This is a genomic window from Melioribacter sulfuriphilus (assembly GCF_052656625.1).
The window spans coordinates 62443-80562 of sequence record NZ_JBQXXK010000009.1 but is presented as its reverse complement, the minus strand read 5'-3'; the positions used below and the strand labels follow the sequence as shown (position 1 = coordinate 80562).

At 35.9% G+C, this 18120-nt stretch carries 18 protein-coding genes and 1 tRNA gene; 8 read left to right on the top strand and 11 right to left on the bottom strand.

Annotated features, from left to right (window positions below):
• Positions 1–3 precede the first annotated feature (3 nt).
• Positions 4–648 (bottom strand): hypothetical protein, encoded by a 645-nt coding sequence (locus tag ACUN8G_RS12430; protein WP_437345264.1) that lies wholly within the window; start codon positions 646–648, stop codon positions 4–6.
• 94 nt (positions 649–742) lie between these two features.
• Here ACUN8G_RS12430 and ACUN8G_RS12425 point away from each other — a divergent pair, with 94 nt between their 5' ends.
• The 8 genes from ACUN8G_RS12425 to rpsU all read left to right on the top strand — a co-directional run bounded on the left by ACUN8G_RS12425 (position 743) and on the right by rpsU (position 8682).
• Positions 743–1240 (top strand): CYTH domain-containing protein, encoded by a 498-nt coding sequence (locus ACUN8G_RS12425; protein WP_437345265.1) that lies wholly within the window; start codon positions 743–745, stop codon positions 1238–1240.
• Entirely contained in the window at positions 1237–4335 is a 3099-nt protein-coding gene (locus ACUN8G_RS12420) for a PD-(D/E)XK nuclease family protein (RefSeq protein WP_437345266.1), read from the top strand. Before ACUN8G_RS12425 ends, ACUN8G_RS12420 begins: the two co-directional genes overlap by 4 nt.
• 49 nt (positions 4336–4384) lie before the next feature.
• Positions 4385–5284, top strand: coding sequence for a response regulator transcription factor (locus tag ACUN8G_RS12415; RefSeq protein ID WP_445480946.1), 900 nt, complete (start codon positions 4385–4387; stop codon positions 5282–5284).
• Between the two features lie 163 nt (positions 5285–5447).
• Positions 5448–5846, top strand: a complete 399-nt coding sequence (locus tag ACUN8G_RS12410; protein ID WP_437345268.1) for a hypothetical protein — start codon at positions 5448–5450, stop codon at positions 5844–5846.
• A 68-nt stretch (positions 5847–5914) separates the two neighbouring features.
• Complete coding sequence (locus ACUN8G_RS12405; protein ID WP_437345269.1) at positions 5915–7330, top strand: M14 family zinc carboxypeptidase; 1416 nt, start codon at positions 5915–5917, stop codon at positions 7328–7330.
• 8 nt (positions 7331–7338) lie between these two features.
• On the top strand, positions 7339–7935 hold the full coding sequence (locus ACUN8G_RS12400) for a sigma-70 family RNA polymerase sigma factor (protein ID WP_437345270.1): 597 nt from the start codon (positions 7339–7341) through the stop codon (positions 7933–7935).
• Between the two features lies 1 nt (position 7936).
• Positions 7937–8404: a universal stress protein gene (locus ACUN8G_RS12395; protein WP_437345271.1), complete on the top strand. Its 468-nt coding sequence runs from the start codon at positions 7937–7939 to the stop codon at positions 8402–8404.
• Positions 8405–8478: 74 nt separating this feature from the next.
• Positions 8479–8682, top strand: a complete 204-nt coding sequence (gene rpsU / locus ACUN8G_RS12390; protein ID WP_437345272.1) for a 30S ribosomal protein S21 — start codon at positions 8479–8481, stop codon at positions 8680–8682.
• A gap of 25 nt (positions 8683–8707) precedes the next feature.
• Here rpsU and ACUN8G_RS12385 read toward each other — a convergent pair whose 3' ends face one another.
• The 10 genes from ACUN8G_RS12385 to ACUN8G_RS12340 form a co-directional block, all read right to left on the bottom strand.
• Positions 8708–9553: an LOG family protein gene (locus tag ACUN8G_RS12385; RefSeq protein ID WP_437345273.1), complete on the bottom strand. Its 846-nt coding sequence runs from the start codon at positions 9551–9553 to the stop codon at positions 8708–8710.
• Between the two features lie 71 nt (positions 9554–9624).
• Complete coding sequence (secG, locus tag ACUN8G_RS12380; protein ID WP_437345274.1) at positions 9625–9966, bottom strand: preprotein translocase subunit SecG; 342 nt, start codon at positions 9964–9966, stop codon at positions 9625–9627.
• Between the two features lie 22 nt (positions 9967–9988).
• A tRNA-Met gene (locus ACUN8G_RS12375) sits at positions 9989–10062 on the bottom strand.
• 62 nt (positions 10063–10124) lie between these two features.
• Positions 10125–10949, bottom strand: a complete 825-nt coding sequence (locus ACUN8G_RS12370; RefSeq protein WP_437345275.1) for a M48 family metalloprotease — start codon at positions 10947–10949, stop codon at positions 10125–10127.
• Positions 10946–11959, bottom strand: a complete 1014-nt coding sequence (locus ACUN8G_RS12365; RefSeq protein ID WP_437345276.1) for a FecCD family ABC transporter permease — start codon at positions 11957–11959, stop codon at positions 10946–10948. The genes ACUN8G_RS12370 and ACUN8G_RS12365 overlap by 4 nt, the downstream gene beginning before the upstream one ends.
• The gene (gene obgE / locus ACUN8G_RS12360; RefSeq protein WP_437345277.1) at positions 11938–12924 is read right to left on the bottom strand and encodes a GTPase ObgE; all 987 of its coding nucleotides are present in this window, start codon (positions 12922–12924) and stop codon (positions 11938–11940) included. The genes ACUN8G_RS12365 and obgE overlap by 22 nt, the downstream gene beginning before the upstream one ends.
• Position 12925: 1 nt before the next feature.
• On the bottom strand, positions 12926–14491 hold the full coding sequence (locus ACUN8G_RS12355; RefSeq protein ID WP_437345278.1) for a ligand-binding sensor domain-containing protein: 1566 nt from the start codon (positions 14489–14491) through the stop codon (positions 12926–12928).
• A gap of 103 nt (positions 14492–14594) precedes the next feature.
• Positions 14595–15365 carry a succinate dehydrogenase/fumarate reductase iron-sulfur subunit gene (locus ACUN8G_RS12350; RefSeq protein ID WP_437345279.1) on the bottom strand — a complete coding sequence of 257 codons (771 nt, stop codon included), beginning with the start codon at positions 15363–15365 and terminating at the stop codon, positions 14595–14597.
• Between the two features lie 24 nt (positions 15366–15389).
• Positions 15390–17300, bottom strand: a complete 1911-nt coding sequence (locus ACUN8G_RS12345) for a fumarate reductase/succinate dehydrogenase flavoprotein subunit (protein WP_437345280.1) — start codon at positions 17298–17300, stop codon at positions 15390–15392.
• Entirely contained in the window at positions 17300–17968 is a 669-nt protein-coding gene (locus tag ACUN8G_RS12340; RefSeq protein ID WP_437345281.1) for a succinate dehydrogenase cytochrome b subunit, read from the bottom strand. Before ACUN8G_RS12340 ends, ACUN8G_RS12345 begins: the two co-directional genes overlap by 1 nt.
• Positions 17969–18120: the final 152 nt, after the last annotated feature.

The window sequence follows — 18120 nt, the reverse complement described above, 5'->3', positions numbered from 1 at the left end:
AATTTAATACATAATTCCGAGATTCAGTGTGATGTAAATATGTCCAAAATCCTTGCGAACCTTACCTTCAAGGCTTTCAACTCCATCGTCGAGCATATGAATAAAATAATAGCGCACGTTAAGCCCGGCAAGATTTTTTTTGCTAATTCCAAAATTGGCGCCAATTCCTACATACCCGCCAGCAGCGTAGTGCATTTTAGCATCGCCGAAGGCTGAAAAAAATTCCTTTTCGTAGGGTGTTGTAAAAACAAATGTTGGACCTACACCCGCGTTGACATAAGGTCTCAAATTATCTGTTAACGTTTTACTGAATAGTCTGTACTGAATTCCGAGGTTCAACGGAAGAAGAAACACACGATTCTTTTTCCCGATTACATAAGGAATTCCAAAGTAAGGGTCGATATATTCGATTTCCCGCTCGTCTTTCGATTCAGAAACTGATAAGTCAACAAAGCCGGTAATATTTTCACTCAAACTTTTTCTGAAAAAAGTACCAAGTCCAAATCCTCCTTCTCCAAACATAATATCAATTCCCCAGCTGTTCTCGGGAAAAATTTCATTCCGTTTTTCAGGTGCAAGTTTTCCAATACGTTGTCCGTATGCTGAGAACAAGGGCAACAAAATCATCATAACCAAAAACCTCTTCATAATACACCTCCTTTTCGACTTGTAAACCAATTTTTCACCTTTAATATGTATATTAGACAAGAATAAAACAAATTAAACTGCAGATAGGTTTAACATGCCACAAAATCTGGAACTAAAAGTAAGGGTACAATCACATCGAAGATTTCTTACCTGCTTAAAAAATAACAATATACCGTTAGTTTCTCAATTAAATCAGAAAGATATTTATTTCACTTACGATCAAGGATTGTTAAAATTGAGAATAGAAAACGGAAAATATTCTCTTATAAAATATAAGCGGAATGAATCCGGGAAAAGATGGAGCAAATATCAAATATTGTATCTCAACGGCGACGATCCATACAACTATTTAAAGGAGATTCTCCAGATCGAAACAGTAGTTGAAAAGAAGCGCTTTCTCTACATTTATAAAAATACCCGTATTCATCTGGATAAAGTAAAACTGTTAGGATTTTTTATCGAGCTGGAAAATGTATTAAAAGAAAATAAAAAAGATGCATCTCAAGAATTTAATTTTATAGTAGAACTTCTTAATTTGAATAACGAAGAAGAAATAAGAGGTTCATATAAAAATTTAATAGACTCTTTATGATACTAACTAAAGAACACAACCCGATATTAAATATTCCAGATGCTATTGACAGTATTATAACTTCCAAAAAGTTGAACGAAGCATTATTCCTTGTACCGACGAACCGTAAAGCCCGGCATTTAAAGAAAGAAATAATTTCAGGCGTTCCAGGAAATTCAACCGGGAAAATTAACATCGAAACACTTACCACATTAACCTCAGGCATCCTAAACAGGAAATATAATTTTAAGACATTAAGCGATGCCTCTGCATCTGTTTTTATCAAGCAAGCGGTCAATAGCATCGAGCTTCGATACTTCAAGGTATATAACGGAGAAATTCCACACGGCACGCTTGACAGGCTAAAAAATGTGATTTCTGAATACAAGCGACACGGTATTACACCTGAGAATTTGAGAAATTCCGCAGATGAACTCGACTCAAAAGAAAAACAGAAAGCGCTCGACATAGCTGACATTTATGAAATTTTTAAGAAGAAATGTTATTCGACAAAAACATTTGAAATAGGCGACATCTACGAAGAGCTCCTTAACCTAAACAAGAATGAATTTGAAAAATATTTCAGAGACTATTTACCGGAAGTACAATTCATATTTGCAGATGAATTTATTGAATTCACACATCCAGAAATTAAAATACTAAGCAGGATTTCAGACATCAAAAATGTGCATCTGTATATCAATTTCGATTATAACAAAGACAATAAGTTACTTTTTGGTCACCTCAATCAATGCTATTCGTATTTTGAACAAGAAGGCTTTACGAAGATTTTCGATACGTCCATCTATCCTGAAAGTAATTATAAAGTAACATTAAAAGAAAATTTATTTAATCTCACGCCGGTCAAAAAAGAATCAAGGAAAGTACCCGAGCAGGACAAAATCTTACTATTAAAATGTGACGACCGCGAAACTGAAGTGGAAATGATATCCCGAGCAATAAAGAAACTTCTCAAAGAAAATAACGCAGAACCGCATCGTATATGTGTTGCCTTTAATAAAATACAGAATTATTCAGTTATCATAAGAGACGTTTTTAGAAAAAACGGACTTCCAATAAATTTAACCGATCGATTTACACTTGCAAACAACAATGCCGTAAACGGAATTATTAATTTCCTGGAAATCATAGAAAGCGATTTTTTTTATCAAAATATTTTAAGAGCACTGAATAACAATCTCTTAACTACCAGCGATATTTCTGCTTCAAACCTTTATAAAGCGGCAGTAGAATTAAAAATAATTGCTGGGAAAAAAAATTGGAAGACTGCATTAGAAGAGGCAGTAGAGACAGAGAAATATACACTTTACGGTGATGAACCTGGAATTTCTTTCGCACAGGCAAAGCGGGATTTCGATAAGTTAGTAGAGTTTTTAAAGCCCTTCGAGAATTTAAGCCAGGAATTCTCAATCGAGGAATTCGACAAATGTTTGAGAGAATTTATTTATAAATCGGGTTTACCATTCAAGATTTTATCTGACGAAACCGATAAAAATATACTTGAAGAAAATATTAGAGCATTTGAAAAATTTATCGATACTCTCGACGAAATATTTTTCTTATTGTCAGAAGAATACGGAAAAGAGACTAAATTTAAATTAAGCTTTTTTATTGAACAATTAAGAACGATAACGCAGTGGACCCGATATAATACAAAAGAAAAATCCGGATACGGCATTACAATTACTACACTCGATGAAATACGAGGTTTGAAATTCGACTATCTTTTTATCGGTGGACTTTGCGAAGGTGACTTGCCAACAAGATATAATCCCGAAATTTTCTTCAGTGGAAAATATAAAAAAGGCGCAATGATTCATCAATTAGAAGAGCGTTACCTTTTCTACAAAGCATTATGCTCGTGGGATAAACAACTCTATTTATCTTACCCGCTTACAGATAATGGCAGAGAATTAATTAAATCAAGTTTCCTGAACGAACTCGAATCACTTTTTGACATTAAAGAAGTCGACATGTCGGAACTAAATGAGTTTATCTATTCTGAGGAAGAGTGGTTGATGAACTACGGTCGAGGGCAAAAGTGCCAGTACAACTTCTCCAGGAGAAGTATCGATCTCATAAAAACAGCAATAGAAATTGAAGCCACACGTGAACAAAACCAGGAGTCTTTCGAATATAACGGTTTTATTAATTCAGCAACGATGAATAAGTACAGAAGTATTAATAAGGGCAATGTTTTTTCTGTTTCGCAACTGGAAACTTATGCACGCTGCCCTTTTAAATATTTCGTTGAAAGTATATTAATGGTAGAAGCAGAATCACAACCGACAGAAGACGTTGAAGCGAGAGAATACGGAAATTTGTTGCATTATATTCTATTCAAGTTCTACGAAAGCATAAAGAAAAATAGTTTAGATATTACGAATGATAGAAATAAAGCGGAAGAACTTCTCTTTTCAATTGCAGAAAATACACTGGGCGGCACACTTTTTAGATCACCTTTTTCTTTCTTCGACAGAGAAAAAATACTTGGAATAAACAACGACAGAAAACAATCCGTGCTTTATAAATTTCTTGAAAAAGAGATCGAATATGCAAAGAATGGATTTCGCCCTGCATATTTTGAAATCTCATTCGGCAGAAAAAAACTTTCAGATGTTGATAAGGAATTGAGCACCCCGGATGCTGTCGAGATTGCACCTGATGTTAAATTAAGTGGTAAGATCGATCGCATCGATATTTGTGACAATGCCTTCGACATCATCGACTACAAAACTGGCAATAAAACGCCTACAAAATCAGACTTACAAAAAGGTTTATCATTGCAGTTACCGCTCTATGCTCATATTGCTTCGCAATTGCTAAAAAATTATTATTCTATCGAGTTCAATAACCACGAGCTGTACATCTACACATTAAAATACAACAGTAATTCCTTTGGGAAGAATCCTCTTCCTAAATTCAACGACAGGACTTCAAATAATGAAAAAATTAATAATGCCATCGAAAAATCGAAAGAATTTTTCGATGGGATACAGAACGGTAAATTTCACGTATCGACACTTCCCAACAGACAAACAATAGTCTGCAACTATTGTAACTTATCGACAGTATGCCGCGTTAAAAATTATTGAAGCCCTGATATAATTTCACTATTTTTATTATTGTTAATAATGAAAAAATATGGATACTGTCAGAATATTATTTCTCATTATATATGTAAGTTACCTTGGTCCGCTTTTCAGATTTAAGGGACACAAACTATTTTACTTCTTTTTTATTTACGCAATATCAGATCCGTTGTTATTAATTTTGGCAACATCTACAAGTATGGAGCCTTATCATTATTATTACTACCTTTTTATTCTCTTAATCGCAGTTTTCGTTTTACCGGATATTGATATAAAATATAAAGCAGCAATAATCTTCAGCACACTTTTTTATTTATCGATTGACCCTGATTCATTAGATAAAGTGATAGCAATTATTCTTTTGCTATTATTTCTTTGCTTCTATTTTGCGAGTATGTTCTTTAAAGAATTAATTACAAAGAAAAAAGTTTATGTTTATTTATTGGCATTGATTGGAATACATGGAATTATAATTGCTTCTAAATGTCTTTATTACATGGACAACGACCTGTTAAAAGAGCTTTATTCAATACGCTTGTCAATTAATATTCTACTGGTTTTATTAATAACACTTGCAGGACCTGACCTGGCTATACCTATTAATCTTAAGATTTTTGATAAATTGGCAAAAAAAAGGCTCGGCAATCTCGAGTCGCCTTTGACTTTCATTTCCGAGCTCAAAAAATTAGGACTCACCAATCGCGAACTTGAAATATTGAAATATATCGGCGACGGCTATACATCAAAAGAAATTGCCCAAATGTTAAATCTTTCAAAGAAAACTATCGATTACTACAGAAGTGTGATAAAAGAAAAATTAAATGTTAAAACTAAATCAGAATTAATCCAAATCGTTAAAAACAATAGCTTAGAGATTGAGCAATATATAAAAAATAACAACGGCTCTAACATTGAGAATTCTTCTTCCCACCTACAAACTTCAATTAATTGACATTTACGTGTGAATTAGTACTTTTTTAGGATTTTTTCCCCTTTAAAATGGGAATAAGCCCCTACCTACTTCTCCAAATTAAATTTATTTTTGCACTGTTTCGAGGGCACCATTAGGACCGGATCACCAATCCCGATCCGGTCTGCAGTGGTAATCAAAAATTATGATTAAGAACATCAAAACAAGAAAGCACAAAGTTTCTAATATTCTAACTGCAATACTTTATCATCTCCTTACCTTTTTACTTTTTATTGATTCTGTTACATCTCTGCTTTACCCAAAATTATTGTTCGAAAGATTTACGAAGGATCTGCACATTATACCCGAAATTGCATTTTTCGCAGTTACAATAATTCCATTATTCATACTTATACTCAGCACTTTGCTTTGTTTCAAAATAAAAATTAAGTTTGTTTTGATTTCCGTTTTACTGATTTATTGTATCGATCTACTCTCGCATCTAATTCTATTTTGGGGTGGTCAAGGTGTTGCATATTTTGAATTACTGACTAATCTGGTAATAATTTTAATCACATCCTGTCTGTTAACCAACTACAAATAACTTCCGTTTATTGCGGCTGACTTTCGTTCATATTATTCATAATTTTAGATTAAATAAAAAGAAAATCTATGCTTGATAAAGAAACACTAAAAATACTCACCGAGAAATATCCTGTCTATAAAGTAAAGGATATAAATACTGGCTATATCAAACCGATCGACTTGTATAAAAAATTGAATAAAAATAGAACAAGTTACACTGTTGAATTAGTGGGAAAATCGATTGGTAAAAGAGAGATTTATAAAGTAAGGTATGGTAACGGCAAAATTAAAGTTTTAATATGGACACAGATGCACGGCGACGAACCCACTGCAACATCGGCAATACTCGACCTCCTCAATTTCTTCGAACATGAAGATGACATTCATAATTTGAAAAAGAAAATAAAAGAGAACCTCACAATATCAATCATTCCAATGCTCAATCCCGACGGAGCAGAACTATTTACGCGGGAAAATTTAATCGGGATCGACATCAATAGAGACGCATTACGCCTCCAAACTCCCGAAGCTCAAATTTTGAAAGAGGAATTTGAAAAGTTCAAACCCGATTTCGCCTTTAACATGCACGACCAAAATTGTTACTATACAATTGGAAATAGTGATAAGCTGCCATCGATCTCATTTCTTGCACCCCCTTTCGATTATAATGGTTCTATGAATTCAGGCAGAATCAAAAGTATGAAACTCATAGTCGAGCTAAATCAAATCCTATCATCCATTCAGCCCGCTTCTGCTGCTCGATACAAAGATGACCACGAGCCGAGGTCGTTCGGAGACTATTTTTCGAGCAGGGACACAAGTGTTATTTTAATTGAATCCGGTAACTCGATCGAAGGGGATGGAAAAGAACTTATCCGCAAATTGAACTTTCTCCTTCTTCTTGCCGCATTTGATACAATTGCAGATAATTCCTTTATTCATAATGACGAGTCACTCTACTTCGCAATCCCCGAAAATAAAGAACGCATGTACGATTTAATACTCCGAAATGTAACCTTAGAGAGATTCAATCAATCTTTCACAGTCGATATTGGAATTAAAAGAACCAAAAAATACGATACAAATGGAAAAAGATTTTATTACACTAGTAACATAGAAGAAATTGGAGATCTTTCGACTTATACGGCATGGGAGGATTATAACTTAGAAGGATTTACAATTCAACCATTAAAATATTATTACAATGAAAACTCAGCTGCCTTTTCTGACAACTCAGTTAGAGAATTATTAAAAAAAGGATACGGCTTTATTGTCGACACCCTCCAATCAGATAGCATGGTTTATACTACAATGCCAATTAATCTTGCAAGGTCGAATAAGTTTATTGATTATCCCGCAATCGGTCAGCCTGCCAATATGATGTTGTTAAATAAGTCTAATGAATATTATGTTCTAATAAACGGTTTTATTGTATCGAGTAAAGATTTAAATTTCTTACCTGATTTGTCAAATAAAATAAAGAATGCTCTCATATTCGATTAGAATAGTAGATGACGAAAGAAAACAAAATAGCGAACGATAAAGATCTCTATAAAGAATTCGAGCAGGAAGCGATACCGCATATGAATGCTCTCTACAATTTTGCATTGAGATTGACCGGGGATCCCGAAGAAGCCGACGACTTACTTCAAGAAACTTATCTAAAAGCATTCAGATTTTTCGATAAGTTTGAAAAAGGTACAAATTGCAAAGCCTGGTTATATCGAATAATGAAGAATTCCTTTATTAATGACTATCGAAAAGAAACTAAGGAACCTGTTAAAGTTGATTACGAGGACGTACAGAATTTTTACGAATCGATAAAAGCTTCGGAAGTTACATTCAATCATTATCAACCCGATGCATTCAGCAATCTTTTAGACGACGATATTACTGGAGCTTTATCGGATTTGCCAGAAGATTTCAGAACTGTGATAATACTCAGCGATATTGAAGGATTTTCTTACGAAGAAATAGCCGACTTTGTCGATATACCTGTTGGAACCGTCCGTTCCAGACTCCACAGAGCCAGAAAAATGCTCTATTCAAAACTTTTCGATTATGCAAAATCAAAAGGTTTTCTAAAAAAAGCTGGTAAAAACAAGTGATATGAAAAACGTTAAAAATATTATAATGCCGACGGATTTCAGCAAGCTTTCATTATCCGCTTTCGAGTTAGTTAAACAGATATCCGAACTTATAAATGCTGAAATACACGTTATCCACGTAGTAGAACCAAATCCTCCCTTAATTACAATGAAGTCTTACAACATCGATGAGCAGGAAGTTAAATCAAATTACATTGCACAAACCCGTGAAGAACTTGAAAGAATAGTTGATGAATTACGGGATGAAACCGATAGCAAAATAAAATCGGTTCTTTTAACGGGAATCGATTTTGAAGAGATTGTAAAATATGCCGCAGTTTTACACCATCCGAATGAAGCTGAATCGTTAATAGTTATTGCTACCCACGGCAGAACAGGATTGATGCATACATTGATGGGAAGTGTGGCTGAGAAAGTAATTCGTTATTCAAAATGTCCGGTATTGGTTGTACCGCCCAATCCTGATTGATTCTTAAGGTATTTATTTATAACTTTGACGTGCTAAATAATTTCTATTAAACTAAATAAAGGCAGGTGAGAAGAGTGGTAGGCATCATTGTCCAGGAAAATGAAAATATCGATAAGGCTTTAAAACGTTTTAAGAAGAAATACGAACGTTCAGGCATTCTCAAAGAATACAAAAAAAGAACGTTTTACGTTAAGCCATCGATTGAAAAAAGAATGGATATGATCAAGGCCAAAAGAAGAGCTTCACGCGAACAAGCTCTCAGAGACAAAAAGGCTTGAAAAATAAACCCCGACTAATCGGGGTTTATTTTTTCCCGTTGTTTTCAATCAAACTTCCTTTTTGATTTAAAAAATACTTCTTAAAATGAGTGGTAATTTTATCGAATGCCTCGTCGACTGTATTACAAAAATCGAATAATTTCATGTCTTCTTTACTAATTGTACCATGCTCAATTAATGCGTCAAAGTTTATAATTTCTTTCCAGTATGCTTCGTCGTAAATTATAATCTTCATTTTTTTTGTCACTTTCTTTGTCTGTACAAGAGTCAGTACCTCCATTAGTTCATCCATCGTACCAAATCCACCAGGGAATACTATAAGAGCTTTTGCCAGATACATAAACCAGAGTTTTCTCATAAAGAAGTAATGAAATTCAAAAGCAAGTTTATGATCGACATATTTGTTAACGAATTGTTCGTAAGGTATACTTATATTCAGTCCGATTGAATGGCCACCGGCCAGATATGCTCCTTTGTTGGCTGCTTCCATAATACCGGGGCCACCGCCCGTGCAGATAATAAACCTGTTGCCATTGCCGTCAAGCTTCTTCGACCAGAGTGTCAACTTTTTCGAAAGTTCTACTGCATCTTCATAATATTTTGACATTTCAAGGAGTTTAACGGCTTTCTCAAAATTTCGCTTCCCTGCTGGAGTATTTTGCTTTTTTGCTTCATTTACGAGTTTCAATGCGTCTTTTCTCGATAAAATTCTGGCGGAGCCAAAAAAAACAATTGTATCGATAATTTTATTTTTTTCAAATCTCGATTTGGGTTCATAATATTCAGATAAAATACGAATGGTTCTGGCTTCAGCAGAATTCAAGAACTCGGCGTTTTTATAAGCTTTGACAGGTCTCATAGATTTGCCCATTTTTACCTCGGATGGTTTAATAGGAAAGAATTTTAGGGGCGAAAGAACGACCTTCACCCCTTTTATTTAAATTATTGATTCGGTTGTTCTGTCGATTGTTGAGGTAAAACAGGCGTAGCAGGCACTGATTGTTCGCCACTGCCCTGAATTACACTTTCGCGTTCATTTACTGTAGATTTGCCTGGGAGGAAGAACAGGTTGATTAAAATAGCCAATAGAATCAATGTACCTGCCAACCACCAGGTAGATTTGCTCAAAAAATCAGCCGTCCTTCTCGAACCGAATATTGTGCCGAATTGACCTGTGCCACCAAATGTACCTGCCAGTCCTCCACCTTTACTCGATTGCATCAATACAACTACAATCAACAGGAAGGAAACGATCAAAGCTATGGTTACTAAAAAACTGTACATTCTCTTTTCTCCGATGATATTGTAGCGAGGGAGGGATTCGAACCCCCGACACGTGGATTATGATTCCACTGCTCTAACCTACTGAGCTACCTCGCCAATCATTTAAAAATTGGATAGTAAATATAAAGAGTTGCATCCCAAAGTTCAAGAATTTTGTCTTATTGCATTTTTGACTTAATAAATCGTTGATACTCTTTGAAAAATATCCCTGCGGCGGCAGTGTCTTTGTAGGTCAAAATTTTCAATCCCATTTCTCCGATTCTTTTTTCTGTATTCTCTATTCTGTCGAGAGGGTCGGGATGAGTAGATAAAAACAGAGCAATCCCCTTTTCTCCGCTCGATATTTTACCATCATCCCTTAACTTCTCAAAAAAGAATTTCACGCTTCCCGGGTAAAAACGTGTGCCCTTTAAATACAAAATAGAATATTGATCGCTCTCGTCTTCATTTGCGCGACTGTTTGCAAGGAGCGCCAGTCCAGTAAACATATTTGCCGCAAGTTCTGCTAATTGAGTAGGATTATTTCCCAAGACAATACTCATAACAAACGAAATGCCGTACGCGGCTGTTATTCGCTGTGTGGCGTGTCGCCTTTCAACATGTGCAATTTCGTGACCGAGTACACCCGCGAGTGCGGCTTCCGAATCGAGATACTTAAGCAATCCTGTGTAGACGTATACGTAGCCTCCTGGTACAGCAAATGCATTCAGCACAGAATCATTGTCTATGATTTCGAGCTGGTAATTGTACACAGTCCTTTTTTTGACCTCTGGCGAGTTTAATATTTCTTTGAAGATATTATTTTCAATGTATTTTTTTACTTCAGGATTTTTATTGTAGATTGGATATTCTTTAGAATTTTTCCGTATTTCCTCGTCGAATTTTTTACCGAGTCCAACTTCATCGCTGTCAGAAAATAAATTTATACCTGTTGAACAAGCTACGGTGAAAATTATTAGTATGATCGATATCTTCTTCTTCATATAACCTCAAAACTTTTTTTTCTCTTTAATAAATAAATAAAAACAGGAGCCCCAATAATCGATGTAATGGCTCCTACTGGCAATTCAGCAGGAGCAATAACCGAACGTGCAATTGTATCGCACAATATTAAGAAAACTGCTCCAATTATAAAAGAAGCAGGGAAAACAATTCTATTATCTGTGCCAAAAATCAAACGACATACGTGTGGAATTAACAGTCCTACAAATCCAATGATACCACTTACTGAAACAAGCGAGCCAACTAATAAGCCGGTCAATAGATAGGCGATTGTTTTCAAAAGTCTGGTATTGAGCCCTAATTGCTTTGCTGAATAGGTTCCCATACTCAGAATATTAAACTTATTCGAAAGCCCTACCAGGAAAATTGATATAGATAAAGAAACAATTAGCACTGGATATACATGCTCTTTAGGAGCCATTGATATGTTTCCAATTAACCAATAAACAGCCGTTCTTAAAGAATCATTCAAAAAACTCATAATCAATAATATCAGGGCAGAGAAAAAAGCACCGACCATTACACCCGACAGCAAAAGAGTATTTGGTTCGATTTCTCCAAATCTTTTCCCAAGAATAAAAACAATCATCATAACCAGCAAAGCACTTGAAAATGAAAGAACTTGTGTGCCTTCAAAAGTTAATCCCAATACAAAAGAAAGAACTGCGCCGAAAGTACCACCGCTCGAAATACCGAGTATATACGGCTCTGCCAGAGGGTTCATAAGTATTGATTGAAATACTGCTCCTGCTATCGATAAACCACCCCCTATTGCTAAGGCATATAAAATTCTCGGCAGTCTAATGTCGAATATTATTCGCAATAACAAATCGTTCTTTTCGTTCCCGATTAAAATATTTACCAATTTTTTGAACCCAAAATCTGCACTCCCAACTGATATCGAAAATAATACTGTCAGAAGAAGAATTAAGAATAATAATACAATTTTGATTATATAAAGTGTGGGAGTTAGTCTTTTAATTCTGTCCATAATGTATCCAGTAATTCATCAACACCATAGCCGCTAACAGCCGAAAAAACCACTACCTTTCCGTTATAATTATCAAAAGTAAGTGATTTTATTTTCTCAATTTGTTCAAAAGTTAGCAAATCTGCTTTCGATATTCCGTATATTTTTTTCTTCCGGGCTAATGTTTTCGAGTAGTTATTCAATTCCTTAAGGAGTATATAAAAATCGCGTTGATAATTGTCCGAGATGCCTTCAACCATTATAAGTAATATCTTTGTCCTTTCAATGTGTCTTAAAAATTTCAGTCCCAATCCTTTTCCTTCATGGGCACCTTCTATGATTCCAGGAATATCTGCAATTGTAAAACTATCATATTCTTTATAACGGACGATTCCAAGGTTAGGTTCTAAAGTTGTAAAAGGATAGTCAGCAATTTTAGGCCTTGCTGCAGAAACTGCAGAGATCAAAGTTGATTTGCCTGCATTTGGGAAGCCAACTAAACCCACATCTGCAATCAACTTTAGTTCGAGAATTAAATTCTTTTCTTCGCCTTCTTTCCCTTTTTCGGCGTAACGCGGAGTCTGATTTGTGGGTGTTGCAAAATTACTGTTTCCTTTTCCGCCTTTACCGCCTCGTGCTGCTATAAATTGTTTGCCGTCCTCATTTAAATCGCATAGAATTTTGCCCGATTCTTCATCTTTAATAATTGTGCCTACGGGAACTTTAATTATTATATCTTTACCATTTCTGCCGTCTTTTAAAGAATTGCCTCCTGCCTGACCGTCTTCTGCAACATATTTTCTGTTATATTTAAAGTCGAGCAACGTACCCAGATTTGAATCCGCAACGAATATAACATCGCCACCTTTGCCTCCGTTGCCGCCTGCGGGACCTCCCTTTGGAACGTATTTTTCTCTCCTGAACGCAACTGCGCCGTCTCCACCCTTGCCAGCCTTGACGTAAATTTTTGCATAATCGATAAACATATCAGGAATCTTTTCCGAAGTGTTCTGTAATGATTGATTTGAATAGTTCCGCTTCTTTCCCTGTGGAATCGATATTTCTATTGAGTAATGCCTCGTTTATTATTGCGTAGGCTTCATATATATCTTTTGACTTGGAGATATTTTCTATTGTGTTTGTGAATTCTTCAATATCGTAATCGAATATTACTTCAATTATTTTATTGATATCTTTGTTCTCTAGCAACTTATTGATATCAATTTTTTCTTTACTCTTTTCAGCTCTCGAAAGTTCTTCAGTCGATTCTTTAGTTTCATAATTCTCCTCTTTATCCCTCTTTTCTGTCACAGGTTCTTTGAATAATGTAATTTCATCCTCGCTATCCTCCAACTTTTCTCCGGTTATGTTAGCCTTCTCATCTATTTCATCAACATGGATATCGACCCTCGGCGGCTTATAAGTAATTGACACTTCTTCGTCTAACAAACCGTTATCTACTTCTGAATTTTCCTTTTTTTGTTCGTCCGGTTCGTCTGCTTCACTAAACTCTTCTTTAATGGTTTTTTCTTGCTTGTCCTGTTCCTGTGAAATGTCTTCGAATAATGTTTTCTTTTCAATTAATTCTATCTGTTCATCCGTTTCGGTTATTTCAATTTCTTCATCCCTGGTCTCATTTGTTTCTTCCTGTTGTAAATTTTCAGAATCGTTTTCTTTAATTTTTTCTGCCAACTCAGATGAATCAATTTTGTTTATTTCCACTGTTTCTTCTTCTTTTTCCAACTGAATCAACTCTTCATTTTCATCTTCATCTTCTTTAACATCTTCTTCAACTGTTGTTAAAATAGTTCCGAATTCTTTCATAAGGTCGTGGACATTGCATCTAATCGATTTGTCGTCGCCGTAGAGGATTCTTAGCTTTTTTATATGTTGATCGAGTTGTTTTTCTTTCAAAAATTCTTCTACAGCAAGTAGAGGCACTTTATTTTTCTGGAGTTCACCAATATTAAAGAAATCAGCCATCGATTTTAGGGCGTTTAAAATCAAACTTTGCAGATTTGTCTCAATGCCGATATCGTCAATTTTTTTCAGTAAGTCTGAAAATTCTTCTGCATTCAGAGAAATAATTTTCTTTTTGTCGATATAAGATGAAATAATTTTTTTGAGGTAGGAGTAATAATAGAGGTAATTAAGTATTTGTTTAATTTCGAGGGTTGTGCGATGATTGTTCTCGTCGAAAATGAATTTGGTTAATGTCCAGCGCGGGCGAGCGAGAAAATTAGCATTAAATGATGAAGCGTGTAATAATAATTTCGATACAAAGTCGGACGGCAATTTTTTAGTTCTTTTGATTTCTTCATTTATTAAATAAAAGTAGTGAGAAATTTTTTCGCCGCTGTAATCGAAAAAAGAATTGCTCAAAAGTTTTTGCCTATCCTCGAATATGATAAAGTCGATTTCAGCTGAGATATAATTTATGATGGCAGGGTGAAGTTCCAGATTTTTAAGTTGTTCGAAAGTAAAATATGTCCCGAGCCTGTTTATTTTATTCAGGTTAAAGTCATAAATAAATTTTATTTCCCTTTCGAACATAAAAATAAGCTCGTTGAATTAAGTATGAATAAATTATGGAATTAACAATTCAATAATACCAAAAAGGTCAAAAAAAATCCCGACATTCAATGTCGGGATTCAGTCAAACGTCCACCTCTTCGGATTTGATTTTAGCCATTATAAATTCCCTGTTCATTCTGGCAATATTTTTAATGGAAATTCCCTTTGGGCATTCGGCTTCGCATGCGTAAGTATTCGAGCAAGCCCCAAAGCCGAGCTCATCCATCTTTTTGACCATCGCCTGTACTCTTCGGTATCTTTCTGGCTGACCTTGTGGAAGCAATGCAAATTGTGATACTTTTGCGCTAACGAATAGCATAGCAGATGCATTCTTACAAGCAGCCACACATGCACCGCAGCCGATACATGAAGCGGAATCCATAGCTTCCGAAGCAACATCTTTGGGAATTGGAATTGCATTGCCATCGGGCACACTGCCAGTATTGACTGATATAAATCCTCCAGCTTCCATTATTCTGTCGAAAGCCGAACGGTCTACCATTAAATCCTTAATTACAGGGAAGGCTTTTGCACGGAATGGTTCGACCCAGATTGTATCGCCATCTTTGAAATTTCTCATGTGCAGTTGACATGTGGCAATTCTGGGAAGTGGTCCATGAGGGTGGCCATTAATTACAAGTCCACAGGTGCCGCAAATTCCTTCCCGGCAGTCGCTTTCAAATGCGATCGGGTCGAGGTTTTGACTTTCAAGTTCATTGTTCAATTCATCGAGCATTTCGAGAAACGATGAATCGGGCGAAACAGTAACTTTATACTCCTGAAATCCGCCGGCTGCATTTGGAGCCGGTTGTCTCCAGATTTTTAACGTCAAATTTAATTTTTTCTCTTCCATTTTAATACCCTTAACTTTTCAGTATTATTTGTAACTTCTTGTAGCTAACTGAATATTTTCGAATTTGAGTTCTTCTCTTATAAGTTCCCAATTTCCTAATTCTTTGAATATCCAGGCAGCCACATAAGCGTATTCTTCGTCGTTTCTAAGAGCTTCGCCTTCTTCGGTTTGATATTCTTCTCTGAAATGAGCTCCGCAAGATTCATTGCGGTTCAAGGCATCGATAGCCATCAGTTCGCTTAATTCGAGATAATCGGCAACTCTGCCCGCTCTTTCCAGGCATTGATTGACATCTTCGTTTTTGCCAACTACGTTAACATTTTTCCAGAATTCTTCTCTTAACGTTTTAATTTCCTCGATTGCTTCTTTCAAACCTTTTTCATTTCTCGACATTCCAACTTTGTTCCACATAATTCTGCCAAGTTCTTTATGAATGCTGTCGACCGTTCTCTTACCTTTAATCGACAAAAGTTTATTAATCATATTCTTAATATTGCTTTCAGCTTTATCGAACTCTGGATGAGATGTTTTAATTAGTTCAGGTTTCTCAGAAGCTATATAGTTGCCAATTGTATAAGGCAAAATGAAATATCCATCGGCAAGTCCCTGCATAAGTGCGCTTGCGCCAAGCCTGTTAGCGCCGTGGTCGGAAAAATTAGCTTCGCCTGCAACAAACAAGCCGGGTATTGTACTCATCAGGTTATAATCTACCCAGAGTCCACCCATAGTATAATGTGGTGCGGGATAGATCTTCATCGGCACTTCGTATGGATTTTCACCCGTAATGGTTTGATATATTTCGAACAGGTTACCATAACGTTCTTCAATTACTTTTTTACCGAGTCGTTTGATTGCATCTCTGAAATCGAGATAAACAGCTTCCTGGCCCTGAGCACCCCTCCCTTCGTCTACAACTTCTTTAGCCGCTCGGGAAGATATATCGCGTGGACTGAGATTACCATAGGAAGGGTATTTGCGTTCAAGATAATAATCGCGTTCTTCTTCTGGAATATCATTCGGATGTCTTTTATCGCCTTTTATTTTAGAAACCCAGATTCTGCCGTCGTTACGCAAGCTTTCACTCATTAAAGTCAATTTCGATTGACCTTCTCCATGAACAGGCAAGCAGGTCGGATGAATTTGAGTGAAACATGGATTTGCAAATGCGGCTCCTTTTTTGTGCGCACGCCATATTGCAGTAGCATTACTGTTCATTGCATTTGTAGATAAAAAGTAAACATTCGAATAGCCGCCCGTAGCAAGTATAACGGCGTGAGCCGAGTATTTCTCAATCTCGCCTGTTATTAAATTTCTAACGATTATGCCCCTTGCAACACCATCCACCACAACCAGGTCGAGCATTTCCCTGCGCGAATAAAGCTTTACTTTACCTAAATTAATCTGTCGGTTCATTGCCGAATATGCGCCAAGCAATAATTGTTGTCCCGTTTGGCCTTTTGCATAAAATGTTCTTGAAACCAATGCCCCACCAAAAGATCGATTGGCAAGTGTACCGCCATATTCACGGGCAAAAGGGACTCCTTGAGCCACACATTGATCAATTATATTGCCGCTCACTTCGGCTAATCGATACACATTGGCTTCCCTCGAACGAAAGTCACCGCCTTTAATTGTATCGTAAAATAAGCGATAGACAGAGTCACCGTCGTTCTGATAATTTTTAGCAGCATTAATTCCGCCCTGAGCTGCAATACTGTGCGCTCTTCTGGCGCTGTCATGGAAAGTAAAAACTTTGACGTTGTATCCCAATTCACCGAGAGTTGCCGCTGCTGATGCTCCTGCCAGTCCAGTCCCGACAACAATTATATCGTATTTACGTTTATTGGCAGGGCTTACAAGCTTCATATTGAATTTATGATTAGTCCATTTTTCTTCAATCGGACCTGACGGAACTTTAGAATCTAATTTTAACATCAGTTACCTCCGTAAAAAAATAAAAAGTAGATAGGAATCGAGGCAAAGCCAATAACCATTATATAAGTGTAAATATCTCCCAATTTTCTGATAATCGGGAAATATTTATTGTTATTCCATCCGAAAGTTTGAAAGGCACTCTGGAATCCATGTTTCAAATGAAAACCGAGTAATAGAATTGCCACAACATAAAACAATGAATAAACTGGATCCATGAATGCTTGAACTACAATTTCATAATAATTATGAGATTGAGCCAATGGATGACCCAAATTAAACGATACCCAGAATGTGCGTAGATGGATTACCAGAAAAATAAAAATTATGCTTCCGCTCCAGATCATTGTTCTTGAAAATAAAGTACTATTTTCCGAAGAAGCGTTGATTTTATAGTTGATTGGACGAGCTTTTTTATTTCCGTACCATACACGAATGGCGTCATAGATATGAAAAACAAAAATGAGAACAAGTATTAATTCAATAACCCTTACAAGCGGTTTGATACTTTCGAGGTTTTTAACAACTGTGTTGAACAACTCGGGTCCGCCGTAAAGTGTGAGATTATTAATCAGATGAATTATCAGGAAGAGTAACAGACAGACGCCGGTTAATGCCATTATAAATTTTTTACCGATAGACGAATTAAGTGCATTAGCGATCCAACCCATTAATTATCTCCCGTATTTAGATTGTGGTTGAATATAATTATTAGATGTGCCTTTGAGAAATGTGAATGTAAATTCGAAGTCACGATTAATACCGAACTTTAATAATTCTTAAATTAAGATAAGTTTATTAAATATCTTTTTCAAAGGAAATT

Bases quoted from the DNA above. Each gene is read 5' to 3' on its own strand.
- ACUN8G_RS12420 (WP_437345266.1), top strand. From the start codon at position 1,237: ATGATACTAACTAAAGAACACAACCCGATATTAAATATTCCAGATGCT.
- ACUN8G_RS12405 (WP_437345269.1), top strand. From the start codon at position 5,915: ATGCTTGATAAAGAAACACTAAAAATACTCACCGAGAAATATCCTGTC.
- ACUN8G_RS12395 (WP_437345271.1), top strand. From the start codon at position 7,937: ATGAAAAACGTTAAAAATATTATAATGCCGACGGATTTCAGCAAGCTT.
- ACUN8G_RS12430 (WP_437345264.1), bottom strand. From the start codon at position 648: ATGAAGAGGTTTTTGGTTATGATGATTTTGTTGCCCTTGTTCTCAGCA.
- ACUN8G_RS12425 (WP_437345265.1), top strand. From the start codon at position 743: ATGCCACAAAATCTGGAACTAAAAGTAAGGGTACAATCACATCGAAGA.
- ACUN8G_RS12385 (WP_437345273.1), bottom strand. From the start codon at position 9,553: ATGGGCAAATCTATGAGACCTGTCAAAGCTTATAAAAACGCCGAGTTC.
- ACUN8G_RS12350 (WP_437345279.1), bottom strand. From the start codon at position 15,365: ATGGAAGAGAAAAAATTAAATTTGACGTTAAAAATCTGGAGACAACCG.
- ACUN8G_RS12345 (WP_437345280.1), bottom strand. From the start codon at position 17,300: ATGTTAAAATTAGATTCTAAAGTTCCGTCAGGTCCGATTGAAGAAAAA.
- ACUN8G_RS12415 (WP_445480946.1), top strand. From the start codon at position 4,385: ATGGATACTGTCAGAATATTATTTCTCATTATATATGTAAGTTACCTT.
- ACUN8G_RS12365 (WP_437345276.1), bottom strand. From the start codon at position 11,959: ATGGACAGAATTAAAAGACTAACTCCCACACTTTATATAATCAAAATT.
- obgE (WP_437345277.1), bottom strand. From the start codon at position 12,924: ATGTTTATCGATTATGCAAAAATTTACGTCAAGGCTGGCAAGGGTGGA.
- ACUN8G_RS12340 (WP_437345281.1), bottom strand. From the start codon at position 17,968: ATGGGTTGGATCGCTAATGCACTTAATTCGTCTATCGGTAAAAAATTT.
- ACUN8G_RS12370 (WP_437345275.1), bottom strand. From the start codon at position 10,949: ATGAAGAAGAAGATATCGATCATACTAATAATTTTCACCGTAGCTTGT.
- secG (WP_437345274.1), bottom strand. From the start codon at position 9,966: ATGTACAGTTTTTTAGTAACCATAGCTTTGATCGTTTCCTTCCTGTTG.
- ACUN8G_RS12400 (WP_437345270.1), top strand. From the start codon at position 7,339: ATGACGAAAGAAAACAAAATAGCGAACGATAAAGATCTCTATAAAGAA.
- ACUN8G_RS12355 (WP_437345278.1), bottom strand. From the start codon at position 14,491: ATGTTCGAAAGGGAAATAAAATTTATTTATGACTTTAACCTGAATAAA.
- ACUN8G_RS12410 (WP_437345268.1), top strand. From the start codon at position 5,448: ATGATTAAGAACATCAAAACAAGAAAGCACAAAGTTTCTAATATTCTA.